Origin of the sequence: Neorhizobium sp. T25_13 (assembly GCF_002968675.1) — a bacterium.
GTDB classification, from domain to species: Bacteria; Pseudomonadota; Alphaproteobacteria; order Rhizobiales; family Rhizobiaceae; genus Neorhizobium; species Neorhizobium tomejilense.
In genome coordinates, this window is record NZ_PVBI01000001.1 from 135,860 (window position 1) to 158,721 (window position 22,862).

General features: G+C 62.2%; 23 protein-coding genes. 9 read left to right on the forward strand and 14 right to left on the reverse strand.

Annotation, left to right across the window (positions count from 1 at the left end):
- The first annotated feature begins 33 nt into the window (after positions 1-33).
- On the forward strand, positions 34-567 hold the full coding sequence (locus C5J22_RS00715) for a VOC family protein (RefSeq protein ID WP_105436720.1): 534 nt from the start codon (positions 34-36) through the stop codon (positions 565-567).
- A gap of 284 nt (positions 568-851) precedes the next feature.
- On the opposite strand, the gene C5J22_RS00720 is transcribed toward C5J22_RS00715, so the two are convergent.
- Both C5J22_RS00720 and C5J22_RS00725 read right to left on the reverse strand, forming a co-directional pair.
- A complete protein-coding gene (locus tag C5J22_RS00720; protein WP_105436721.1) occupies positions 852-2,030 on the reverse strand; it encodes an alpha/beta hydrolase in 1,179 nt (392 codons plus the stop codon).
- Positions 2,031-2,109: 79 nt separating this feature from the next.
- Entirely contained in the window at positions 2,110-3,330 is a 1,221-nt protein-coding gene (locus tag C5J22_RS00725) for an FAD-dependent monooxygenase (protein ID WP_105436722.1), read from the reverse strand.
- 469 nt (positions 3,331-3,799) lie between these two features.
- Between C5J22_RS00725 and C5J22_RS00730 the strand changes: the two genes are divergently transcribed.
- The 5 genes from C5J22_RS00730 (at position 3,800) to C5J22_RS00750 (ending at position 8,892) form a co-directional block, all read left to right on the forward strand.
- Complete coding sequence (locus C5J22_RS00730) at positions 3,800-4,246, forward strand: tripartite tricarboxylate transporter TctB family protein (protein ID WP_172724165.1); 447 nt, start codon at positions 3,800-3,802, stop codon at positions 4,244-4,246.
- Positions 4,247-4,249: 3 nt separating this feature from the next.
- Positions 4,250-5,755, forward strand: a complete 1,506-nt coding sequence (locus C5J22_RS00735; protein ID WP_105404306.1) for a tripartite tricarboxylate transporter permease — start codon at positions 4,250-4,252, stop codon at positions 5,753-5,755.
- A 36-nt stretch (positions 5,756-5,791) separates the two neighbouring features.
- Positions 5,792-6,775, forward strand: a complete 984-nt coding sequence (locus C5J22_RS00740; RefSeq protein ID WP_105436724.1) for a tripartite tricarboxylate transporter substrate binding protein — start codon at positions 5,792-5,794, stop codon at positions 6,773-6,775.
- Between the two features lie 72 nt (positions 6,776-6,847).
- Entirely contained in the window at positions 6,848-7,825 is a 978-nt protein-coding gene (locus C5J22_RS00745) for a tripartite tricarboxylate transporter substrate binding protein (protein ID WP_105436725.1), read from the forward strand.
- 83 nt (positions 7,826-7,908) lie between these two features.
- A complete protein-coding gene (locus C5J22_RS00750; protein WP_105404303.1) occupies positions 7,909-8,892 on the forward strand; it encodes a tripartite tricarboxylate transporter substrate binding protein in 984 nt (327 codons plus the stop codon).
- A 102-nt stretch (positions 8,893-8,994) separates the two neighbouring features.
- Here C5J22_RS00750 and C5J22_RS00755 read toward each other — a convergent pair whose 3' ends face one another.
- From C5J22_RS00755 to C5J22_RS00780, 6 genes are all read right to left on the reverse strand, one after another.
- A complete protein-coding gene (locus C5J22_RS00755; protein WP_105436726.1) occupies positions 8,995-9,807 on the reverse strand; it encodes a class II aldolase/adducin family protein in 813 nt (270 codons plus the stop codon).
- Between the two features lie 12 nt (positions 9,808-9,819).
- Entirely contained in the window at positions 9,820-10,773 is a 954-nt protein-coding gene (locus tag C5J22_RS00760) for a 2-hydroxyacid dehydrogenase (RefSeq protein WP_205837136.1), read from the reverse strand.
- A gap of 129 nt (positions 10,774-10,902) precedes the next feature.
- Positions 10,903-12,501, reverse strand: a complete 1,599-nt coding sequence (locus C5J22_RS00765) for a thiamine pyrophosphate-dependent enzyme (protein ID WP_105436727.1) — start codon at positions 12,499-12,501, stop codon at positions 10,903-10,905.
- A 174-nt stretch (positions 12,502-12,675) separates the two neighbouring features.
- Positions 12,676-13,905, reverse strand: coding sequence for an amidohydrolase family protein (locus tag C5J22_RS00770; protein ID WP_105436728.1), 1,230 nt, complete (start codon positions 13,903-13,905; stop codon positions 12,676-12,678).
- 36 nt (positions 13,906-13,941) lie between these two features.
- Complete coding sequence (locus C5J22_RS00775) at positions 13,942-14,277, reverse strand: hypothetical protein (protein WP_037084912.1); 336 nt, start codon at positions 14,275-14,277, stop codon at positions 13,942-13,944.
- A complete protein-coding gene (locus C5J22_RS00780; RefSeq protein WP_105436729.1) occupies positions 14,264-14,629 on the reverse strand; it encodes a Rieske 2Fe-2S domain-containing protein in 366 nt (121 codons plus the stop codon). The genes C5J22_RS00775 and C5J22_RS00780 overlap by 14 nt, the downstream gene beginning before the upstream one ends.
- Positions 14,630-14,723: 94 nt before the next feature.
- Between C5J22_RS00780 and C5J22_RS00785 the strand changes: the two genes are divergently transcribed.
- A complete protein-coding gene (locus C5J22_RS00785) occupies positions 14,724-15,530 on the forward strand; it encodes an IclR family transcriptional regulator (RefSeq protein WP_172746465.1) in 807 nt (268 codons plus the stop codon).
- An 86-nt stretch (positions 15,531-15,616) separates the two neighbouring features.
- Positions 15,617-16,108: a MarR family winged helix-turn-helix transcriptional regulator gene (locus tag C5J22_RS00790; protein ID WP_105435059.1), complete on the forward strand. Its 492-nt coding sequence runs from the start codon at positions 15,617-15,619 to the stop codon at positions 16,106-16,108.
- 131 nt (positions 16,109-16,239) lie between these two features.
- Here C5J22_RS00790 and C5J22_RS00795 read toward each other — a convergent pair whose 3' ends face one another.
- The 6 genes from C5J22_RS00795 to C5J22_RS00820 form a co-directional block, all read right to left on the reverse strand.
- A complete protein-coding gene (locus C5J22_RS00795) occupies positions 16,240-16,641 on the reverse strand; it encodes a response regulator transcription factor (protein WP_037084919.1) in 402 nt (133 codons plus the stop codon).
- An 11-nt stretch (positions 16,642-16,652) separates the two neighbouring features.
- Positions 16,653-18,359 (reverse strand): ATP-binding protein, encoded by a 1,707-nt coding sequence (locus C5J22_RS00800; protein WP_105436731.1) that lies wholly within the window; start codon positions 18,357-18,359, stop codon positions 16,653-16,655.
- Between the two features lie 168 nt (positions 18,360-18,527).
- Positions 18,528-19,031: an RES family NAD+ phosphorylase gene (locus tag C5J22_RS00805; RefSeq protein WP_105436732.1), complete on the reverse strand. Its 504-nt coding sequence runs from the start codon at positions 19,029-19,031 to the stop codon at positions 18,528-18,530.
- A complete protein-coding gene (locus tag C5J22_RS00810; RefSeq protein ID WP_046632432.1) occupies positions 19,024-19,392 on the reverse strand; it encodes an antitoxin Xre/MbcA/ParS toxin-binding domain-containing protein in 369 nt (122 codons plus the stop codon). Before C5J22_RS00810 ends, C5J22_RS00805 begins: the two co-directional genes overlap by 8 nt.
- Before the next feature lie 75 nt (positions 19,393-19,467).
- Positions 19,468-20,112: an SMC-Scp complex subunit ScpB gene (locus C5J22_RS00815; protein ID WP_105435061.1), complete on the reverse strand. Its 645-nt coding sequence runs from the start codon at positions 20,110-20,112 to the stop codon at positions 19,468-19,470.
- 2 nt (positions 20,113-20,114) lie between these two features.
- On the reverse strand, positions 20,115-21,023 hold the full coding sequence (locus tag C5J22_RS00820) for a DUF1403 family protein (RefSeq protein WP_245440246.1): 909 nt from the start codon (positions 21,021-21,023) through the stop codon (positions 20,115-20,117).
- Positions 21,024-21,282: 259 nt separating this feature from the next.
- On the opposite strand from C5J22_RS00820, the gene C5J22_RS00825 reads away from it, so the two are divergent.
- Positions 21,283-22,812 (forward strand): S10 family peptidase, encoded by a 1,530-nt coding sequence (locus tag C5J22_RS00825; RefSeq protein WP_245440248.1) that lies wholly within the window; start codon positions 21,283-21,285, stop codon positions 22,810-22,812.
- Positions 22,813-22,862 lie beyond the last annotated feature (50 nt).

A 22,862-nucleotide genomic window follows, 5' to 3' on the forward strand; every position in this document is an offset into this window, starting at 1 on the left:
CAATGCAACAAGCCTGGATATGGAGGAACCACCATGGTTGACGCACCAAAGCTTCGCAAACTCTATCACTTTTCCTACCCCTGCCGCGATGGCGAGGAGACCCGCAAGTTCTACGAGGACCTGCTTGGCCTGCCGCTGGTCAACTGCATGACCGCCGACAAGGTGCCGTCGACGGGCGAAGAAAAGCCCTACGCGCATTTCTTCTTCGAAATGGGCGACGGCTCCTACATGGCCTTCTTCGACCTCGGCGAAAACGTCATGCCGCTTCCCTCGCCGAACACGCCGGACTGGGTCCAGCACTTCGCGATGGAGGTCGATTCCGTCGAGGAGGTCCTGAAGTTCAAGAAGCGGCTGCAGGACGCCGGCGTGAAGACGACCGACGTCATCGACCACGAGTTCATCAACTCGATCTACTTCTTCGACCCGAACGGCCTGCGTCTCGAAATCACCGCGCGCACGGAAGAGCCTGGCTATCTGGAACAGGCCGCTTCGGAAGCTCATGACGCGATGAAGGGATGGGTTCAGAAGAAGGCCGGCATGATCGCCAGGAAATCGGCTGCGGCTTGAGGCTTGGCCTCTGCCTTTGAGAGAGAAAGCAGTCCTCTGACGAGGACTGCCCCCCTCTCCCCGAGGGGAGGGGATACCCAAGACGCTGCGGCATACTTCTTCTCCCCAGCGGGGAAAAGGTGCCGACAGGCGGATGAGGGGGTGCGCAGCCAAGTACGATCGCCTTGTTGGCAAGGCATATGAGGCACCACCGATCCAGCCTGGACGGTGGTGCTTTTCATTAAAGCTCACGGTCAAACCTCCCGATGGTCCGGAGCCCGTTCCCGACGAACGCCGGACTGGTTTCACGCCAACAACCCTTGCCGCTTGCTCCAGTCGATCACCCGGTCGATGCAAGCCTTCAGAAGCTCCGGCTGGCCGAGGTAATAGTGGGTCGCGTGCGGGATCGTCATGTATTCCTTGTTTTCGGTGGCGAGGGCTGCCCGGATCGTCGGATTGTGGGTCGCCGGGACAGCCTCGTCGGCATTGTTCTCGATCTGCAGCACTGGCGAGCGCTTGATCAGCGCCGCGTTCATCGGCCCCTTGGCATTCGACAGATCGTAGCTCCACTGGGAAAGCCAGGAGCGCAGCGTCGTGAAGCGGGCAAGTCCGACCGGCCCGACATTGACGGTGCGCGGATCACCCATATAGCTCTTGCCGATCGGCCGGTCGTTCGGGTCGATGGTGCCGTCGAACCAGCGCACGTCGCACATGGTGCGGTGGACGATGAAGGCGCGCTCCTGCTCGAACGAACCGCGGCGCTTCAGCTCCGCGAGCATGTCGAGCGCCCAATGGGTGATCTTGCGGTTGCGGGCGACCTGGACGGCCCGGAACCGCTGGATGAATTCCGCCGAATAGGGTGGCTGGTGCGGGCAGTCCGGCGAATAGATATCGAATTCCGGGTCGCGGAGATCCGGGTCGAGTTCGTCGAGAACCGACGGATCGAGCCATTCGGTCAGCGTTTCGGCACGCGACAGGTGAGCGGCGATGAAGATCACGCCGTCTGCAGGCTTCAGCCCCGCTTCGACAAGGTTGACCTCGTCGCCGGCCGGCGTATGGGTGATCGTCGGGTTCTCGGCCTGCGCCTGGTAGAACAGCGACAGCGACCCGCCGCCCGACCAGCCGACCAGCACCACCTTCTCGTAACCGAGCTCGCCACGGGCATGATCGAGCCACTTGCCGAGGTCGATTGCCACCTTTTCCATGATGAGAGCGGTGTCGTTCTTCGGATAACGGCTGGCGGCGCAAAGCACGTGCAGGCCGGCATCGGCAAGCGCCGTCGGCATCGGCAGGAGCTGCAGGGTCGAGGTTGGATGCATGAAGACATAGACCGTCTTCGACGGCGCGCCGGTGCCACGCAGAAGCTGGCCCTCGAGATTGACCCTGCCGGAATTGCCGGCAAAGCCGTAGGTCTCGGTGTATTTCGCGGTCTCCGGAAAGGAGACGATCAGCGGGATTCGCTGCCAGTCCGCCTTGGTGGTCATGATGTCCTACCCGTTATGCTTCGCCCGCTCGGCCGGCAAACCAGCGAACGGGCTTTCGAGAATGAATGTGATCGCGGCCTCAGGCGGCCGCTTCCGGCGACCTGGTTCCCGCCACCACCGGCACCGAGGTGGCGTCGTAGGTGAACAGCCATTCGTAGCGTTGCTTGACCTTGTCTTCCTGCCATTCGGCATTGACGTAGTCCTCGGCCAGCTTCGGATCCTTCAATGCGGCATTGTGGAAGCGGCTGAGGTTACCTTCCGCACCACGAACGATCTTGCCGGTACGCTCGACGCGGGCGGCCTCGTAACCGGCGAAGGCCGCTTCGTAGTTGCCATTGTTCTCGGCAAGCGCGCGGGCGAGCACGAAACCGTCCTCGATCGCCATCACCGCGCCCTGGGCAAGGAACGGCAATGTCGGATGGCACGCGTCTCCGAGTAGCGTCACGCGGCCGCGGGTCCAGTCGTCCATCGGCGGCCGCAGCATCAGCGCCCACTTGTAGGGCACGTCGATTGCCTTGATCATCGTGTGGATGTCTTCGTGCCAGCCTTCATAGTCGGCAAGGCACTCTTCCACGGTGCCCGCGACCGACCAGGATTCGACCTGCCAGTCGGCGCGCTCGACGACCGAGACGTAATTCATCAGCTTGCCGCCGCGCAGAAGGTACTGGATGACGTGGCCGCCAGGACCGATCCAGTTGGTGCCGACCGGCCGCAGCATGCGTTCCGGCAGGCGCTCGACCGGGATGACGCCGCGCCAGGCGACAATGCCGGTGAATTTCGGGTCGTCGCGGCCGAACAGCGTCTCGCGGATCTTCGAATGAACCCCATCGGCGCCGACGACGATATCCGAAGTGGCGGTGGTGCCGTCGGCGAAGGTGATGGTCGCGCCCTTGTCGTCCTGGGTGATCCCGACGCATTTCTTGGACAGCTTGATCGCATCGGGCTTGATGCGACGCACGCCGGCTGCCAGCGTCTGGTGCAGGTCGTTGCGGTGGATGGTGATATAGGGGAAGCTGTAACGCTGGATGGAAAGCGGGCCGAGGTCGAACAGTTTCCAGGTCTGCCCGGTGTTCCAGAGACGAATTTCCTTGCCCTGCGCCTGTGAGGCGATCGACATGATGTCTTCTTCGAGCCCGAGCGAAAACAGTACCCGCGTGCCGTTGGCGCTGACCTGAACGCCGGCGCCGACCTCTTTCAGCTCGACCGCCTGTTCGTACACGTCGACGTCAAACCCCTGGCGGAGCAGCGACAATGCCGCCGTCAGCCCGCCAATCCCTCCTCCCACGACAGAAATCTTCATTTTTTTATCCTTTGAAATCCTGGCGGCCAATCTCTCCCGACGCGCATGCGCCTGTCAACTATTTTTGATAAAGTATAATTGACTTTGTTCAAAACCAATTTCATATCTGCCCGCCGGAGCTTTCGGACAAGCCCTTGGGAGCGGCGGCTGCAATTGAAAGTTTCAATCCACAGATCAAAAACAGGAAAGGATGTCACGAAATTACACCAGGGATATCTGGCTTCCTGATATAAATGCGATAGGATCGAAAACGGCGGGCGGCTGTGGTATCTGATCGACAGGGGAGACTACGGAATTCGATTGACTGACAAGAGAAATACTCTTGTATATAGTCAAATCTAGTTGCCTATAGACGAATTCAGGGCTGCGAATTCGAGGCACGGCCCTAGGAACATGCATAATGACGGTTTGGCCGGTGCCCAAGGGGAGCCAGACCGGTTCTCATAGTCGGGTTTTCAGGGAGGAAACCATGGTCATCAAAAGTCCGCAGGATTTCGGCGCGGGCATCTTGTTCATCCTTTTCGGCGCGGTCGGCCTCTATGTCGGGTCGGACCTCACCTTCGGTTCCGCCCGCAACATGGGCCCTGGCTATTTCCCGATGATCATTTGCGGCCTGATCGCACTGATCGGGCTGATCGTCACGGTAAAGTCGCTGGCGATCGAAGGTCCCGCCATCGAACGTATCCAGCTCCGCCCGATCGTCTTCATCCTGCTGGCGATTGCCGCATTCGGCATCCTGATCGCTGAAATCGGCGCGGTGATCTCCTCGATCCTGTTGATCATGTTCGCCGCCTATGCACGGCGCGACGTCAAACCTGTCGAGACCGTCGTCTTCGCGGTCACCACGGCGGCGTTCGTCGTTATCATCTTCGTATACGCGCTTGGGCAGCCAATGCCCGTCTGGTGGGGCAGGTAATCCATGGAAGTCTTTGAACACCTCGCAACCGGCTTCATGGCTGCAGGCTCGCTCGAGAACCTGATGTTCTGTCTGATCGGCGTCGTGCTCGGCACGCTGATCGGCGTTCTTCCAGGCATCGGACCCATTCCCGCGCTGGCGATCCTGCTGCCGATCACGTTCGGGCTCGATCCGCTTTCGTCGCTGATCATGCTGGCCGGCATCTATTACGGGGCACAATATGGCGGCTCCACCACCTCGATCCTGGTCAACATGCCGGGTGAAGCCTCCTCGGTGGTGACCTGTATCGAGGGACATCAGATGGCCCGCAAGGGCCGTGCGGGTGCGGCACTCGCGATCGCGGCTCTCGGCTCGTTCTTCGCCGGCACGATCGGCACCGTCTTCATCGCGGCCTTCGGTCCGCCGCTCGCCTCGATTGCCCAGCAGTTCAATTCGCCGGATTATTTCGCGTTGATGCTGCTTGGTCTCACCATGGCGATCGTTCTGGCGCACGGTTCGGTCCTGAAGGCCGTTGCCATGGTCTTGATCGGCCTGCTGCTCGGCCTTGTCGGCACCGACATCAACACGGGTCTTACCCGCTATACCTTCGGCCTTTCGGGCCTGTGGGAAGGCATCGACTTCCTGCCGCTGGTTCTCGGCCTCTTCGGCATCGTGGAAATCATCCGCAACCTCGAGAATCCGCCGCCGCCGCGCGAAGCGATCAGCACCCGCATGCGTGACATGTGGCCGACCAAAAAGGAATTCAAGGAAGCCTATCCGGCCGCTCTCCGCGGCACGGGCCTCGGCTCGCTCCTCGGCATCCTGCCGGGCGGCGGCGCGGTTCTTGCCTCCTTCGCCAGCTATACGCTCGAAAAGAAGATCTCGAAGAACCCGCGCAAGTTCGGCACCGGGGCGGTCGAAGGCGTCGCGGGTCCGGAAGCGGCCAACAACGCTGCTGCCCAGACCTCGTTCATCCCGCTCCTGACGCTCGGCATTCCGTCGAACCCGATCATGGCGATCATGATGGGCGCAATGATCATCCAGGGCATCCAGCCGGGTGCGGCGGTCATGACCACCCGTCCGGACCTCTTCTGGGGCATGGTCGCTTCGATGTGGATCGGCAACCTGATGCTCGTCGTCATCAACCTGCCGATGATCGGCATCTGGGTGAAGCTTCTGTCGGTTCCCTACCGCCTGCTCTACCCGGCGATCCTGCTGTTTTGCGCAATCGGCGTCTACTCGACGAGCACCGAACCGTTCATGATGGTTCTGATGATCGTCTTCACGGTCTTCGGCTACATCCTCTTCAAGCTCGGCTGCGAGCCCGCGCCCATGGTGCTCGGCTTCATTCTCGGCCCGCTGATGGAGGAAAACCTGCGCCGTTCGCTGGTCATCTCGCGCGGCGATCCGACGATCTTCATCGACCGTCCGATCTCGGCCACGCTTCTCGTGGCGACGGTCCTGATGCTTTGCCTGATCATCTTCCCGCAGTTCCGAAAGACACGCGAGGAGGCGTTCCAGGAGGAATAACGGACGTTCTGCAACGGTTTTTTGGAGGAGGAGCCAATGACTGAACAACATTTGAAACTGACAAGACGCACCTTGATTGCGGCGGCCACGATGGCCGCCGTTCTCCCCGGTGTCTCGTTCGCACAATCCAGCTATCCCAACGGTACGATCACCTTCGTATGCGCCTTTCCGGCCGGCAGCGGCGCCGACGTTCTCGTCCGCTTCTTCTCCGAAAAGGTGGCGGTCGTTTCAAAGCAGACGGTGATCGTCGAGAACAAGCCGGGCGCCAACGGCAATATCGCCGCCGAATATGTCAGCCGCGCCAAGCCGGACGGTTATACCGTCTACGTCCATTCGGGCACCTCGACCGCGGCCAACATGTCGCTGTTCAAGAAACCCGCGATCGACGTCACCAAGGCGCTGCGAGGGGTTCAGTTCATCAACAAGCAGCCCTTCATGATCGCGGTCGCGGCGGACAGCCCGATCAAGGACATGAAGCAGCTCACCGAGCATCTGAAGGCCAAGGCTGGCGATGCCACCTATGGCTCGACCGCGACCTCGGGCAAGGTTCTCGCTGAAGTCTACCTGCAGCTGGCAGGCGTCTCGGCGACCGAAGTCGCCTACAAGACCGGTCCGGATTCCCTGAACGATATCACCAGCGGCCAGCTGGATTTCGCGGCGCTCGACCCGGTCTTCGCGCTCAGCCAGCAGCGCGAGGGGCGCCTGCGGTTGCTCGCGGTCGGCTCGCCGCAGCGCATGAAATCGACGCCCGAGATTCCGGCCATCAAGGAATATGGCCTCAATGTCGACCAGCTTGGATGGTGGGGTGTGTTCGTGCCGGCCAAGACGCCGGACGATGTCGTTCTGAAGCTGAACGCACTGTTCCGGGACGTGCTTGACCAGCCGGAAACGGAAGCCTTCCTGAACAAGTTCGGTGGGGACGTCTTCAAAGGAACGCCGAAGGAGGTCGACGAGCTTCTTGCAAAGACCGTCGAGGAGTGGCGTGCCTATGTGGCGTTGGCGAAGATCCCGCAAAACTGAGGCTTGTTCAACGGGCTTCACGGAAGCTTGCTACGGGAATGACTGGGGCGTTCAAGGGAGGAACTTGTACCGATGACCACTGAAATCTCACGCAGAAACCTGATGATGGCGACTGCCGCGGCCGCCGCGCTCGCACCCTTTGGTGCGTTCGCGCAGGGTGCTTATCCGAACGGCCAGATCACGTTCGTCTGCGCCTTCCCGGCCGGCTCCGGCGCCGACGTCCTGGTCCGCTTCTTTGCCGACAAGTTCGCCAAGGTCGCCGGCCAGACGGTGATCGTCGAAAACAAGCCGGGGGCCGCCGGCAACATCGCCGCCATGTACACCGCCCGCGCCAAGCCGGACGGATATTCGATCTACGTCCATTCCGGCACCTCGACGGCGGCCAACATGTCGCTGTTCAAGGCGCCGCCGATCGACGTCGTCAAGGAGCTGCAGACCACCTCCTTCATCAACAAGCAGGCCTTCATGTTCGTCGTGGCTTACGACAGCCCGATCAAGGACATGAAGGAGCTGACCAAGGTGCTGAAGGAAAAGGGCAACAACGCCAGCTACGCAACGGCTGCGACATCCGGCAAGGTTCTCGGCGAAATCTACAAGCAGGTCGCTGGCGTCGATCCGGTCGAAGTCTCGTTCAAGGACGCCAAGGATTCGCTCAACGACATGCTGAGCGGCTCTCTCGACTACGGCGTCCACGATCCGGTTTTCTCCCTGTCGCAGGCCAACGAGAAGCGTGTCCGGATCCTCGCAACCGGTTCGCCGATCCGGCTGAAGTCGCTGCCCAACATCCCGACCGCCAAGGAACAGGGCTATGACATAGACCAGCTCGGCTGGTGGGGTTCCTTCGTTCCGAAGGCGACGCCGAAGCCGGTGGTCGACAAGATCAACGCGCTGTTCAACGAAGTCCTGGCCCAACCCGATACCGTCGCCTTCCTCGCGAAATTCGGCGGTGACGTCTATGTCGGCACTCCAGACGAGGGTCAGGCACTGCTCGCCAAGACCGTCGAGGAGTGGAAGACGTATGTGGCCATGGCCAAGATTCCGCAAAATTAATCAACCGATTCGAAAGACCCTCTCGCCATAGTGCGGCAGGTTCTTTCGCAGGGACCCTTACGAACCGCCATAGGAGATGAAAAGTGACAAAATGGCTTAAGAAGATCGCGCAAGCCACCGCCGCCATGGCGATGCTGGCGGTCGCACAGATTGCAAACGTTACCCCCGCCCAGGCCGCTTATCCGGAGCAGACGATAACCTTCGTCTGCGCCTTCCCGGCCGGCTCCGGCGCCGACGTTCTCGTCCGCTATTTCGCGGACAAGGTGTCCAAGGTCGCCGGCGCCACGATCATCGTCGAAAACAAGCCGGGCGCGCTCAGCAACATCGCCGCTGAATACACGTCGCGCTCCAAGCCGGACGGCTACACGATCTTCGTCCATTCCGGCAACTCGATCGCCGGCAACATGTGGATCATGAAGAAGCCGCCGATCGACGTCGGCAAGGACCTGATGACGATTGCCACCATCAACAAGCAGGCCTTCATGATCGCCGTCGCCAAGGACGCGCCCTACAAGGACCTGAAGGAACTGACCGCCGCCATGAAGGAAAAGGGCGACGGTGGCTCCTATGCCGTCAACGCCACTTCGGGCAAGGTCATGGCCGAGGTCTACAAGCAGAAAGCCGGCCTTGAGACCGTTTCGGTCCAGTACAAGACCGCCGCCGACTCGCTCAACGACATGACCAGCGGCGCAATGGACTTCGGCTCCTACGATCCGGTCTTTGCCCTCGCCCAGCAGCGCGAAGGCCGCTTCCGTCTTCTCGGCGTCGGCTCGCCGGAACGCATGAAGGGCGCTCCGAACATTCCGACCCTGAAGGAACAGGGCTTTGACGTCGACCAGCTCGGCTGGTGGGGTGCCATGGTTGCCAAGGGCACGCCGGAAGACATCACCACCAAGATCAACGGCTGGTTCAATACCGTCCTGCAGGCGCCGGAAACCCAGAAGTTCCTGGCCGACCAGGGTGGCGACCCCTACATCTCCACCCCGGCCGAAGCCCAGGCTCTGATGATCAAGACGATCGCGGAGTGGAAGGACTACGTGGCGATCGCCCAGATCCCGCAGCAGTAAGACCTGCTGAAGCAAATAAAAAGCCGGCGGAAACGCCGGCTTTTTCGTTGCGGAGAATGAGAGGAAAGCCCGCCAGTTCCCGGTAAGCGGTCATTTCAGATGTCAGTCGCGATAGCTCGGATCGATCCGATCCAGCTTGCGCAGCATCGCCGGCCATTCCTTCAGTCCCGGCTTTGCCGGCGACATCTCGTACATATGCGCGGTTAGCTCGGCGATCTTTTCTGCCGGAACGGTGAGACCCTGCGGCTGGGCGGCCATGGCGGCGAGCTGGGCGCGGGCGGCTTTCTCCAGCCAGAAGGTCCACACGAACGCCTCGCCGACACTTTCGCCCGATGTCAGCGTGCCGTGGTTCTTGAGGATCATGTTCTTGTGCGGGCCGAGATCGTGGATCAGCCTTTCCTGCTCTTCCATGTTGAGGGCCAGGCCCTCGTAGCCGTGATAGCCGACGCGGTTGTAGAAGAACATCGAATGCTGGGAGAGCGGCAGCAGGCCGCAATCGAGCATGGAAAGCGCCATGCCTGCCTCGGTATGCAGGTGCATGACGCAGTTGAGCTCGTGGCGCGCCTTGTGCACGGCGTGGTGGATGACGAAACCGGCACCGTTCACCGGGTAGTCCGACTTGCCGATGATCTTCGCCTCGTGGTCGATCTTGACGAGGTTGCTCGCCTTGATCTCGTCGAAGGCGAGCCCGAACGGGTTGATCAGGAAGTGATTGTCCGTGCCTGGCACGCGGGCCGAGATATGTGTGTAGATGAGGTCGTCCCAGCCGTGGAGTGCTGCGAGACGATAGGCGGCGGCGAGATCGACGCGGACGGCCCATTCCTCGTCGGTGACCGAGGCGCGGTCGAACTCGGTAATGACTTCGCCGGATCGGTCCTGTCCTGCCAGTCCGATGACGTGACGTTGAAATGCCATTTGAATTCCTCCCTACAGTTCAAAAGCCCAGATCGCGATCGGGACCACCGGCGTCGGCAGCGGCGTCCCCTTGAAAAACGCTTGGACATTCTCGATCAGCAAAAGGGCCATGGCGAGGCGGGTTTCCGCAGTCGCGCTGCCCTGGTGCGGCGTCATGATGACATTCGGCATCCACAGCAGCTTTTCCGAAACCCTCGGCTCGTTGGCAAACACGTCCAGCGCCGCAAAGCCGAGCTTGCCGGTCCTGAGCGCCTCCACAAGCGCCGCCTCGTCGACAATTGAACCGCGCGAGACGTTGACCAGCGTGCCCTGAGGTCCGAGCGCCTCCAGCACTTCGCGGTTGACGATTTTCCTGGTGTCCTCGCCGCCGCGGCTGGCGACGACGAGGAAATCGCTCTCCTTCGCCATCGCGACGAGATCCGGCATGTAGGCATAAGGGACAGGTTTCTGCCGCGGCCCATGATACGAAACCCGCATGCGGAAAGCGGCGGCCCGTTCCGCAATCGCCGCGCCAATATTGCCGAGTCCGACAATGCCGATCGCTTTGTTCTTGAGTGAGCGGCCGAGCGGGACCTTTGCCGCGATCGTCGTCCATCGGCCGTCGCGGACATATTGGGTCTGGGGCACGATATCGCGGGCAGAAGCCAGCATCAGCGCCATGGCGAGGTCGGCGACATCCTCCGTCAACAGGCCCGGCGTATTGGAAATGCCGATGCCGCGCGCCTTGATGGTCGGCATATGGATCGAGTCGATGCCGATACCGTAACAGGCGACCAGCTTCAGGTCGGGGAATTTTGCGAGAATATCCGCGTTGGCGCCGACGCCGGGATCGGTGACCAGCACCTGCACGCCCGGCATCTCGCCGCCTGCAGCGACGTCCGCGACCGACATTTGCCGCCCGCCCATGCCTTCGAGCGTCGAGACTACCGAAGCCGGCAGAACCGCCGTCAGCACAACGATACGCATGGTTTTCTGGTCTGATGTCACGGAAACGATGCCCTCCCCGGCTCGAATTCTGGTGTCCGACTTTATACGGCTCCCTGCCATGACGATAGGCATTTTCGTCGATGTCGAACGGAATTCGTCATCGACGGATCAGCCATGAATGAATTTCCAGGGGCTGACTTCGTTTTCTATCGACAGCGGCACTTCGATCAGCCACGGGCCGCCGCGGGCGATGGCGGTCTCGATTGCGGTGCGGAGATCCTCCGGCGCACTCACTCGGGCGAAATCCACATGGAAGGCGGTGGCGAGCTTGTCGAAATCCGGGTTCTTGAGCTCCGAGCCGATCAGCCGTCCGCCGAAAGCTTCGCTCTGGTCGCGCTTCACGTTGCCGAAGGCGGAATTGTTGAAAACGACGGTGATGACGTCGATGCCGTATTGAGCGGCGGTCGCCAGCTCCTGGGCGGCGAACATGAAGCCGCCATCGCCCGCGATCGATACGACCGGCACGTCCGGCCGGGCAACCTTGACGCCAAGCGCGGTCGGAAAGCCGAAGCCGAGTGTGCCCTGGAAGCCGGTCGAGATGAAGGTGCGTGGTTCGTAGACCGGATAGCAGTACCAGGAGGCGAAACCGGACTGGCAGACCTCTTCGACGAGGATGCCGTCGTCCGGAAGGGCTGCGCGGATCGCCTGCAGATATTCGTAATGCGGCGAGATTTCCTGGATGGCTTGCGCCGTTTCCACGCGCGCCTTTCGGATCGCTTTCTGCCAGTCGTTGGAGAGCGTCCGCGGTTTGAGCTCGTCAAGCAGCGCTGTGAGGGAGGTCTTCGCCCGGCCGAGTACGCCGAGGGCCTCCGGCGTGCGGGTCAGTTCCTCCGCATCGATTTCCAGCCGCACCACCGGCACTTCGGCTCTCGGCTTCCAACGCCAGCTCGGCACCTCGAGCCGGGTGCCGATGCCAATGACGCAATCGACCACCGGCCAGAGCTTTCGCGCTTCGGCAATGGTGAGGCCGAGTTCGTGGCGGTTGGAGACCACGCCGCGCCCGGAGCGAAAGCCGACCACCGGCGCGTGCAGCATTTCAGCAAGCCGCAGCACCTCGTCACGGGCCTCGAATGCGCCGGGCCCAACGAAGATCATCGGCCGCTCCGCCCTGCCGATCATAGCAGCCGCCTCACCGATCGCCACGTCGGCTATTGGATCCGGATGGTTTTCGAGCGGCCGGGCGATCTCGAATTCACCCTCCGCCACGAACTGTTCCCAGGGCATTTCCACCGTCGCCGGGCCGGGTTTCAGCGAGCGCATCTCGCGAAACGCGTGGGCGATAGCGGCGGAAACGTCCGCTGCTTTGTCGGCGCGTTCGGCAGACTTGGCGATGCCGGCGAGAACGGCGCGCTGGTCGCGCATCTCGTGCAGATGGCCGCGACCCTTGCCGAGAAACGCGGTCGGTACCTGCCCGGTCAGGCACAGAACCGGCTCGTTGCAGCCCCACGCGGTCAGCAGCGCAGCGCCCGTGTTGAGCACGCCCGGGCCGGGCACGACGGAATAGACACCGGGATTGCCCGAGGCTCGGGCGTAACCGAACGCCATATAGGCGCATGTCTGCTCGTGCCGCGGCGTGATCACCCGCATGCCGTCGCGCTGAAAGGCATCGAACAGGCCATAGAGTTGGGCACCCGGTATGCCGAAGACGGTATCCACATCGTGGGCGCGCAGTGAAGCGACGATGGAATCGCCTCCGGTGATGGTCATGTGAGACTGCCTCTCTCTATCGTGTGCCCTCACCCGGCCTCCGCTACGCTCGGCCACCCTCTCCCCGAGGGGAGAGGAAGGAATAGCGACGGCACGGCATACCTCTTCTCCCCTTGGGGAGAAGGTGCCGGCAGGCGGATGAGGGGGTGTACCCGCCTGCCGCAGAATCTGAGATCACAAGGTCTTGCGCGGCATCGGGTCCAGGTTGAACAACTTCGCCGCATTCAGCCCGAGGATATTCCGCTTCGCCTGTTCGCTCAGGAATGGCAGGTCGTAGATTTCCTGCGGCAGGTCGAAATCGAAATGCGGCCAGTCGGATGCAAACAGGAGCTGGCTCTCGGCGTTGATCATCTCCAGCGTCAGCTGCAGCGCCTTCATGTTGACCGTTTCCATCGGCTGGGTCGTGTACCAGCAGTTTTCCCGCATATATTCGCTCGGCAGCTTTTTCAGCTGCGGCGCCTCGGAAGGTCGCATCAGGTACTGGTCATCGAGCCGCTGCATCAGGAAGGGTATCCAGGCGAGCCCGCTCTCCACCCAGATGCTTTTCAATTTCGGAAAACGCTCCGGAATGCCGTTCAGGATCCAGTTGGTCATGTGCACCATATTGCACCAGACGAAGCCAAGCGCGTGCATGCCGAGGAAGCGGTTGATGGTCGACAGCGACTGGTCCTGCCAGTGATAGGCGGCATGGAACGCGATCGGCAGGTTGCGCTCCTCGAGCATGGCATAGACGCGCATGTAATCGTTGTGGTGCACCGGCTTATGGCGGGTGGAGGGCACGCAGAAACCGATGACACCCGGCTGGCCGGAAAATTCCTCGATGGTGCGTTCCGCTTCCTTGGGTACGTTGAACGGCAGATAGGCGAGCGTCTTCAGCCGGTCGTCCTTGGAGAGCACCTTGTCGATCAGCCAGCGGTTATAGGCGCGGCCGAGATAGACTTCCATTTCCGGCTGCGGATGCAGCCCGAGCGTCAGCATCGGCGTTGGAAACAGCACCATATAGTCGACGCCGAGTGCGCTCATCGCCCGGCGAGACAGCGTCACGTCACGATGCACGCCGTCATCGACCTTTTCGCGAATGCCCGCCTGGTGCGGAATGCGGCCGCCGACATCCTGGTATTTCAGGCCCATGTCGCCGTTCAAACCGTAGGAGGCGGTGCCCATCTTCTCGTCGTGGAAGAGCATCGCCTGATGGCGGATGACGGGGTCCTCGATATATTGCACCAGTTCGTGCCAGGAAATCGTCTCGGTGTGGTGGGCGTCCACGTCGCAGATCAGCCAGTCCTCGAAACCGCGCTTCCTGGCCGCCTTGTTGGCATGCGCAAGGATGTCGCGCGTATCGGTGAAGACGTCGATCTGCTGCACCGGCAACTCGCGGGCGCGATCCTTGTTGGAAATATCCATGTTCGCTCTCCTCAGGCGAAAGAGTGGATTTATGCCTCAGAGTTCATCCGGTCGGCGCCGATACCAGAGCGCCAGTTCCATCGGCCCGAGATGCAGGGCGCGTAGGATTTCCGAAACGGCGGAGAGTGCCTCGGTGGCGGTCACCGTTTCGTCGCGGGTGCCGGTCAGCGGTCGGAACGTGCGTTCCTCGCCGTCGCTCTTGGCGACGTAAAGCCGGATCGCCGCCGTCATCATCCGGGCGACTGCTTCATCCGAGACGCGCGATGCCTCGCCGTTTTCCAGCAGTTCGGCCGTCGCCTTCTCGATCTCGGCGGTAGCGTCCTCGATCCAGCCATAGGGGTCGTTGCGTAATGTGGGCTCAGAGGACGACATAGATCTGCCCCTCCCGGATCGCCAGTTCGGCGCGGTGAAGGCGGTATTTGGCCGGCCCGGCATTGCGGCCTGTCTCCAGGTTGAATTCCCAGCCATGCCACGGACAGGCGACGTGCATGTTCTCTTCATTGTATTGAAGCGTCCGCACCTCCTGCCTTTCATCGACGGGTTCGATGACTTGAGGATAGATGCGGCCCTGACAGATCGGGCCCTGACGATGCGGGCACATGTTGTGCCAGGCATGCAGCGCGCCTTTTACCCGAAAAATGCCGATTTCCCGCTCCCCGCAGGCGACGACCTTGCGGCCGCCATCGGCGATCTCTTCCTCCGAACAAACCAGATATTCCGCCAAGGTCTCCTCCCTATCCTTCGCGCCGATTTCAATATTCTTGAAATCATTCAGTTATATTGTATAAAGATGAATGAGCACGTCAAGCGGAGAGGTCATGGACGCGTCGGTAAAGCAGAAAGCGGCAGGCAAGGGCCCGGAAACCAAGGGCGCCGGCATCCAGTCGCTTGAAAAGGGCCTGAAGGTGCTGACGGCGATCCAGCATGCCGGCCGTGCGTTGCGGCTGAACGATATCGCAGCGGCTGCCGGGATGACGCCCAGCATGGCGCATGGTTATCTGGTCAGCCTGGTGCGCACCGGTTTTGCCGCTCAGGACCGGCTGTCCGGCCTTTACGATCTCGGCGATTCGGCGCTACAACTCGGACTTGCCTCGCTTTCGCGCACCGATTTTCTCAGCCTTGCACGCGCGACGATCTCGCAGCTTGCCGCCGAACTCGGCGAGACGGTGACGCTGGCGGTTTGGAACGGCGATGCGCCTGTCGTGGTCGACAAGATCGAGGGCCGCTCCGACAGCGTCTACGAGATCAAGGTCGGATCACTGGTGCGGCTGTGGCCGACCGCGACCGGGCGGGTCTTCATGGCCAACCTGCCGAACGCCGAATGGGAACACCACCTGCGCGCCATGATGCAACAGGATGGCGAAGCGGAGGCCTCGGCCGCGCGTTTCATAACCGAACTCTCGGATGTTCGCCGCGAAGGTTATGCCGCAACGCTGCCGTCCACGGTTCCGGATTTCTCAGCCGTTGCCGCTCCCGTCTTCGATCACCGGGCGCACCTGAAAGCGGTCATCACCGTACTCGGCCGCCAGGATGGCTTCGATATTACGCCTTCGGGCCTGCCGCTGACCGCCACGCTGCACGCTGCCAGATCCCTGTCGATGCGACTTGGCGCCTCAGTAAGTTGAGGGTTTCGTGCAACCCGGCTTGTGCGGCTGCATTTTCTCCGCTACCCCGCTCATATAACCGTTTTGTAGAAGGTCGCCGCATCGTGATGGCTGAAGACATGAAGCCCGAAGAAGCAAGCACCAGCGACTGGGTGATGCAGCAGCCCCGGGCAATCTACTTCCTGAACCAGGCAAATCATGCCGTGCGCAGCCGGCTGGAGGCCGCACTGTCGGCGCTGCAGATGACTGGTATCCAGTATACGGTGCTGAGCGTGATCGGCAGCCGCGAAGGCCTCTCCTCGGCCGAACTGTCGCGCCGTTTCTTCGTGACGCCGCAGACGATGAACGAGCTGATCGGCGGGCTGCAGCGCCGCAATCTCATCACCCGCAAGGAAGATCCGGCCAACCGCCGCATCCTGCGCATGAGCCTGACGACCGAAGGCAAGCGGATGATCAAGGCCTGCGATGCGGCCGCCGACGCCGTCGAGCGCGAAGTGTTTTCGTTCCTGCCGCAAGAGAGCTACCAGCAACTCCGCGACCTCTGTCGCCTCGTCGCCCGCAATCTTCGCGAACGCGACGAACCCTCCAAGGGTGAGTGACAAAAGCCTCGGCGCTGGCGGAAGCCTCGTCCGGAAAATCGCCGCAAGCTCAAAACACGGCGAGACCCACAGCGGTGCATCGATAGGCTCGACGCCCGCTGCAGGCTGGTCAACGCCGCCTTGCCGTGAAATCAGAGCGCCCGGCCGACGGCCCGGTCGTTTTCGAGGCGGGCGATGCAGCCGGCGAGCTTTGCCAGCAGAAGATCGAAATCGATCGGTTTGGTCAGATAGTCAGCCGCCCCTGCCCGCAGGCCCGTCAACACATTGTCCTTGTCTGTCAAGGCCGACAGCAGGATGAAGGGGATGTTGAAGAGTTCGGCATGGTTCATCTGGATTTCTGCCAGGAGCTGATGACCGTCCATGACGGGCATCGAAATGTCGCAGATGACGATGTCCGGCCAATACGCCAGGATGGCTTCGAGACCCTCCTGCCCGTTGGCCGCCTCCAGAGTTGCAAATCCGGCGTCCGCCAGTTCCTCGACGATGAGCTGGCGGATATCCGCTTCGTCGTCGATGCATAGTACGGTAATCATCCTGCTATTCCCTAAGCTGCACGTTTGATGAGATTTGCCAGCGGTCCCTTGTTCGGGAGCGCCACCGTGAATGTTGTTCCCCGGCCGAGCACGCTTTCGACGGAGATCGAACCGCCATGCAGGTCGACGATCTGCTTGACGAGGTTGAGGCCGATGCCGGTGCCGGCGATGCCGGTCGCGCTGCGGGCCCGGTAATAGGGCTGGAAAAGTTTTGGCAGGTCCTCGGCATCCATGCCGATGCCGGCATCCTGGATGGACACATAGGACATGCCGTTCTTCGTCGAGGTCCGGATATGGATGTCCGGCGCGTGGGGAGCATATTTGACGGCATTCGAAAGCAGGTTGGTGAAGACCTGTTCGATCGTGGTGCGGTCGGCAAGGATCGTTTGCGGCAGATGCGAAAGGTCCCGGTGAATCGTGTGGGATTTGCGAACATCCATCTGTCGGGCACAGCAGGCTTCGATGATCTCCGCCAGCGAGAGGCGTTCCGGCTTCAGTGTCGTCTTGCCGGTCTCCAGCCGGCCCGCCGACAGGATGCTCTCCATCAGGTCCACCATGCGCAGCACGGCGGAGCGGATCTGGGCCGATTTTTCTTCCACATATTCGGGCTTCTGATTGGTTTTGGTGCGCGACAGGCGCTGTGCCGCGGCATCGATGATCGCAAGCGGTGTGCGGAACTCATGGGACGCCATGGTGACGAACTGACGCTGCAGGGCGTTCACATGCCGCTCCTGCGCCAAGAGCCTGTCGAGTTCCTCCCGCTGGCGCTCGATCTCCGCCGTCCGGAGCCTGACGCTCTCTTCGAGCTGATCGCGGTGGCGCATCAGTGCCAGGCGGCTCTCGGACAGGTCGAGGGTTGTCTTGCGCAGGCCGAGGCCCAGGAAAATCACCACGCCCATCGCCACGACGATGCCGGCAATGCCGACCGGAGCGATCTGCTCGATGAGCATCAGGCCCGGCCGGATGGGCTGCCATGCCATATATCCAAGCGTCGGGCCGGCAGTGGCCATGACCGGGATGGCCGCAGTCGTTTCGGCCGCGTCGGTGGTAAAATGCAGCGTTTCGAGCCGCGCGTAACGAGCGACTTTTTCGACCGCGCTGGCATCCAGGAACCTGACGGCGACCGCGATGAATTCCTTGCCGCCATCGAGCGAGACCTCGTCGCTGCTCGGGACGATCGGTCTCGCGCTGACGACGGCCGGGCGGCCAGCGATCGAGAGAATCTTCTCCGCGAAAATCTCGGCAAGCACCGGAGGAGCGAAATCGCCCGGTATGATCCGTTTGCGGAGCACCGCGCGGACATTTTCCCGCACGGCAGCCGCAGCCTTTTCATCGTCGAGGAAGGTCAGGGCCGCAATATCCTCGCCGTCCCGCATGGCGAAGACCAGTTCGTCCCGCGCGTTGAACACGTAGGTGCGGTTATGGCTGAAATATTTGTGCATCCATGCGCCGATATTCTCGGCAATCCATGGGTGATCGTCCTTGGCGACAAGCAGGACCGCGTCGTTCCACACCGTGACGCTTTCCAGTTCATGCTGTACGGCTTTCACCTGCTCGTCGAGGCCCTGTTCGACATAACCCTTCTGGCGGATCAAGGCGAGATCATCCACCTTCGCTGAGGCAAGCCACATGAAGCCGGCGAGAAGCAGCGCTGTCAGGGCTGTCAGCAATGTCAGCACGATCGTGACGTGCGATGTGATACGAATGTTCTGCTGCATGTGCACCGCTTTCTCTCGGCCCCAGCATGCATCCAAAACATTACATTCCGCTAAATTTTAAATGCCAAGGTTGAACGGAGTATTTTCCATACAGCTGTGGGTGTGACATTGAGCGCCGCTGCCTCGGATCGATTCCATTCGTGGAGGGAAACGACGACGCGTTCCCAACTATAGCCAGGAAGCCGGGCTTTTCGGCAGCCGACCGTCGGGGTCCGTGATCGTGAGCTTCGGCTGGTCCTTGCCGTTCCAGTGCCAGAGGGCGACACAGGTTCCGCCCGGCGACATGAAGGATGGATAGACGACGCCGTCGTGGCCCTCCTGCAGCAGCCTCTCTCTGAGCAGATGCGTTGACGGCAACCGCCCGGCGTCGAGATCATCGCGCCATTCGCAGCGGTGGATCGCCTCGTCGATACCAAGACCCGCCAGAACCTCCGGGCTGGTCAAATCCGCGAGCCGCGCGCTCTCAAGCCGGAGCTGGGCGATCAGGGCCGGGTGCTGGACGAAACCCTGATTGTACTCCGCCCAGGCGGTGGAAAGCTCGCGCGCGGCATAGATGGTCGCCGCGCCGACCGGGTTCCAGCGCCCGCCGAAACGGGCAGCGCCGTCGCCGGACAGCGGCGCATGCGCCCAGCGCGGCACATAGGCACGCCAGAGGATGATCGGTTCAGGCATAAACGCCGGAGCGCACCGCCTCCAGATAGGCGAGCACCTTGTCGGCCTTGCCCTCGCCGACGAGATCGTAAGCCGTCTTGCCGGCCCAACCGGGGATCGGCTGGTGCTTGAACCAGATCGCCGCGCGGTTTTCGTCGCCGGCCATCTCGCTCGCCATCGCCAGAATCCGCACGACCGGGGAGAGCGCCATATCGACCTTGCGGGCGCCGCTTTTGGCCGTCAGCGTGTTGCGAGCGACGCCGATCAGTTTCGCCAATTCCGCATGCGTCAGGCCGAGAAGGTCGGACACCCGCCGCGCCGACAGAAGCGCGGACTGGGGTTCACGGAAAGCGGCGGCGCCGATTTCAAAAGCATGAGCCATGAGAAAGTCCTGATCCTGTTTTGATCATCTGCTGCTCAATATGAGCTCAATTTCCGCACATTTCAAGCACTGCTGCTAGTCGTCGTCGTCTTCCAGTTCCGGCTCGACGAAATCGTCGACCGGCAGCGTGCGGCTCAGCAGCCCGGCGTCCTCCAGCATTTCCGTATCCGGCAGGTCGCGCAGCGTGTCGAAACCGAAGGCGGTGAGGAAGGCCGGCGTGGTGATATAGGTATAGGGCGCACCGGGCGTCGGACTGCGCGGGCCGGAGGCGAGGAAGCCGAGCTGCCGGAGCGTTGCGATCGTATCGCGGCTTACCTCGCGCCCGAAAATCTTCGAGATTTCGGCGCGCGTCACCGGTTGGAAATAACCGACCGTCATCAGCACCAAGGCCTGATGATCGGTCAGATCTGCCGGAGGGGCATTGGCGGCGCCGGAGGCGTGGATGACATCGGCAAATTCCGGCCGGGTGCGATGCTGCCAGCCGCCGGCGACCGCGACGAGTTCATAAGGCCGGCCGCTGAGTGACTCGCGGATCTCCTCGATGATCGCTTCGATATCGCATTCCTCGCCGACGACGCGCTCCAGCGCTTTCCGTGTGACGGGCTCGGAAGAGGCAAAGATCACCGCCTCCACCCGCGCCGCCCATTGGCGATGCCGCTCCTCCTGCGTCAGGTGGAGAAGCTCCTTGTCGATGACGATTTGCCGCGCCCGCTTCGCCATGCTCAAAGCCCGTAGATGCGGAAGGTGGGGCGACCGGAAAGCTCGCGCACCGCTTCCAGCTGCTGCAGCCGCTCGAACAGCCGGCGCGACGCGAAACGGGAAAGGTTCGGTGTCTGCAGGGAGCCGGAAACGGCGTCATCGCAGAGCAGCAGGCGCAGCCCGTCCTCCGCCCCTTTTGCACGCAGCTTTGGCGTGACGAGGGCAAGCCGCTCGGCGCGCCGGGCAATCTCCACCGCCAGCCGGCCGGCTTCGGTCGCGGCATGCACCAGGGCCAGGCAGATCGCCCGGTCGAACCCTTCTTCGCCGGGCCGGATGCGGCCGCGCCCGCCCTCGGCGCGGAACACCGAAGAAAAGCGCTGGCTCATCAACAGCGGCACGGGCACGGGCCAGCGCAGCTTCTGCGCCAGAAGGAGATCGGCCAGCCACCAGCCGAGCGCTTCGGCGTCGGGACGGATGGCGTGCGTCTCGCGGATGATCGCCGCAGCCGCGAACGGCGCAGCTGATCCGGCGAGGCCGAGGTCGTCAAACGTCTGCGCGAGCGTTGCCAGCGGCTCGTCCCATTTGATGCCGAGCATGCCGGCTATCGCCTGCACCACCTCCGCATCGAGCACGGCCGAACGCGAGCCAAGCCGCTTCCAGGCCGAAAGGATCTGTCCGGCGGGACCGGGATCATCTCCCGGCTTGCGCAACAGCCAGGCATCCCGCAGCCCCGCCTCGTCTTCCGAGCGCCCGGCAAGCCGAACCGCCGCCGCCGCGCATTTCAGCGCCAGCCGCTGCCGCCAGGCGCCGGCCCAGTCAGGTTCGGCCCGGACGATCTGGTCGAGCGGATAAAGCGCGCCACCCGCCATGAATGCCGCATCCGCGGTGTCTGCGGCAAAGGTCTGGGGACTTGCCCAGCGAGCTGCCGGCATGGTCTGAAACGACGTCTTCGGTGATACGGCCTTGGGAATCATGGGCGCGAGCGTAAATTTTATGTGCGCTTGTGACCACCGTTCGCGTGGAAATCCGCACCGCCGGCCGCGGATTTGCACCGTTATCTGCAGGGCGCCGCTAAGAAAAATTGAAAATTGGCGAGCCGAGGGCCCCTGCCCCGTCGATCAATAGGAGTTGAGTTTTGCGGATCGGCGCGCCGCCCTACATAGGGTGCGGCTGGCCAAGGAGGATTTCAGTTTGACGGTTCATCGGATAATTGCATCTCTTGCCATAGTCCTGGCCCTCTCAGCGCCAGTTCTGGCGCAGCAGCCGCGCGGCGGTGACGAGAACCGCGAGCGCGGCCGCCAGGCGGAACAAGGTGCCGGTGGCGGCATATTCAGCCTGATTCCGGCCGATTCCACCACCGAACATGTCTTCAAGGCGCCTTCCGGCGATCTCCCCTATACCGCGACGGCCGGCACGCTCGATCTGTTCGGTCAGGACGGCAACCGCTCGGCGAAGATTTTCTACACCGCCTATATCGCCAAAAACCGCGAACCCGGCCGGCCGCTCACCTTCGCCTTCAACGGCGGCCCGGGCGCCGCCTCCGCCTACCTGCATCTCGGCCTGGTCGGTCCAAAAATCCTGGAATTCGGCACGACCGGCGACAACGGCACGACGCCCCGGCTGAAGGACAATCCCGAAAGCTGGCTCGCATTTACCGATCTGGTGCTGATCGATCCGATCGGTACCGGCTGGAGCCGCGCCGCCAGCAATGATGCGGCCGGCGGTTATTACGGCGTGCGACAGGATGCCGACAGCCTGTCCAAGGCGATCGCGCTCTACGTCCAGAAGAACAACCGGCTCGATGCGCCGAAATACCTGCTCGGCGAGAGCTATGGCGGTTTTCGAGCTGCCAAGGTCGCCGTGTCTCTGAAGAACAGTCAGGGGATGCTGGCCTCGGGCATCATCATGCTGTCGCCGCTGGTCGAAGGCCGGTTCCTTGCCAATTCCGACGATCCCCTGAGTGCGGCACTGCAGCTTCCCTCGCTCGCCGCAGCCGAGTTGGAGCGCCGCAACCAGTTCACGCCGGAAAAGCTTGCCGATGCCGAGCGTTTCGCGAGCGGTGACTATCTCGTCGGGCTAGCCGGCCCCTCCCCCACCGGCCAGGCAGCCGAAGCGTTCTACGGTCGGGTGTCCGAACTCACCGGTATTCCAAGGGAGGTCGTCACCCGAACCCGCGGTTTCGTCGGTAATGTCTATACCAAGCAGATGGGAGGACCGGGAAAGATCGTCAGCCCCTACGACGCCTCCTATGGGGTGCCGGATGCCTATCCGGAAGAATCCTCGACCCGCAACGACGACCCGATCCTCGAAGGTTACACGCGCGCCTATGGCGCCACCTTTGCCGCCTATGCCCGCAACGAACTCGGCTTTGCGACCGAAATGACCTATTCGCTGCTAAACGAGGAGGTGAACCGCCGCTGGGAATGGAACGGCAGCCATGGCGCAGATTCGCGCTCGCTCGCCAGCGCCAGCACCGACATCCGCGACCTGCTTTCGGTCATCCCGTCCTTCAAGCTGATGATCGCCCATGGCTACAGCGACGCGCTGACGCCTTACGGCGCCAGCCGCTACGTCATCGACCACCTGCCGCCCGAACTCGCTGCCGGCCGCGCCGACCTCAAGGTCTATCGCGGCGGGCACATGTTCTACACCAAGCCGGATTCGCGCAGGAGTTTTGCCGGTGACGTCAGGGCGTTTTACGAGGCCAGGGCGACGGATTGAATTTGCCCCCGCTCGATGACGGAAAGGTCACCGTGATGTGATGCGACGCG

Bases quoted from the DNA above. Each gene is read 5' to 3' on its own strand.
- C5J22_RS00805 (WP_105436732.1), bottom strand. From the start codon at position 19,031: ATGCCTGAACCGATCATCCTCTGGCGTGCCTATGTGCCGCGCTGGGCG.
- C5J22_RS00810 (WP_046632432.1), bottom strand. From the start codon at position 19,392: ATGGCTCATGCTTTTGAAATCGGCGCCGCCGCTTTCCGTGAACCCCAG.
- C5J22_RS00715 (WP_105436720.1), top strand. From the start codon at position 34: ATGGTTGACGCACCAAAGCTTCGCAAACTCTATCACTTTTCCTACCCC.
- C5J22_RS00775 (WP_037084912.1), bottom strand. From the start codon at position 14,277: ATGTCGTCCTCTGAGCCCACATTACGCAACGACCCCTATGGCTGGATC.
- C5J22_RS00725 (WP_105436722.1), bottom strand. From the start codon at position 3,330: ATGAAGATTTCTGTCGTGGGAGGAGGGATTGGCGGGCTGACGGCGGCA.
- C5J22_RS00820 (WP_245440246.1), bottom strand. From the start codon at position 21,023: ATGCCGGCAGCTCGCTGGGCAAGTCCCCAGACCTTTGCCGCAGACACC.
- C5J22_RS00720 (WP_105436721.1), bottom strand. From the start codon at position 2,030: ATGACCACCAAGGCGGACTGGCAGCGAATCCCGCTGATCGTCTCCTTT.
- C5J22_RS00795 (WP_037084919.1), bottom strand. From the start codon at position 16,641: ATGATTACCGTACTATGCATCGACGACGAAGCGGATATCCGCCAGCTC.
- C5J22_RS00785 (WP_172746465.1), top strand. From the start codon at position 14,724: ATGGACGCGTCGGTAAAGCAGAAAGCGGCAGGCAAGGGCCCGGAAACC.
- C5J22_RS00755 (WP_105436726.1), bottom strand. From the start codon at position 9,807: ATGGCATTTCAACGTCACGTCATCGGACTGGCAGGACAGGACCGATCC.
- C5J22_RS00740 (WP_105436724.1), top strand. From the start codon at position 5,792: ATGACTGAACAACATTTGAAACTGACAAGACGCACCTTGATTGCGGCG.
- C5J22_RS00815 (WP_105435061.1), bottom strand. From the start codon at position 20,112: ATGGCGAAGCGGGCGCGGCAAATCGTCATCGACAAGGAGCTTCTCCAC.
- C5J22_RS00765 (WP_105436727.1), bottom strand. From the start codon at position 12,501: ATGACCATCACCGGAGGCGATTCCATCGTCGCTTCACTGCGCGCCCAC.
- C5J22_RS00735 (WP_105404306.1), top strand. From the start codon at position 4,250: ATGGAAGTCTTTGAACACCTCGCAACCGGCTTCATGGCTGCAGGCTCG.
- C5J22_RS00800 (WP_105436731.1), bottom strand. From the start codon at position 18,359: ATGCAGCAGAACATTCGTATCACATCGCACGTCACGATCGTGCTGACA.
- C5J22_RS00790 (WP_105435059.1), top strand. From the start codon at position 15,617: ATGGCTGAAGACATGAAGCCCGAAGAAGCAAGCACCAGCGACTGGGTG.
- C5J22_RS00730 (WP_172724165.1), top strand. From the start codon at position 3,800: ATGGTCATCAAAAGTCCGCAGGATTTCGGCGCGGGCATCTTGTTCATC.
- C5J22_RS00760 (WP_205837136.1), bottom strand. From the start codon at position 10,773: ATGCGTATCGTTGTGCTGACGGCGGTTCTGCCGGCTTCGGTAGTCTCG.
- C5J22_RS00770 (WP_105436728.1), bottom strand. From the start codon at position 13,905: ATGGATATTTCCAACAAGGATCGCGCCCGCGAGTTGCCGGTGCAGCAG.
- C5J22_RS00745 (WP_105436725.1), top strand. From the start codon at position 6,848: ATGACCACTGAAATCTCACGCAGAAACCTGATGATGGCGACTGCCGCG.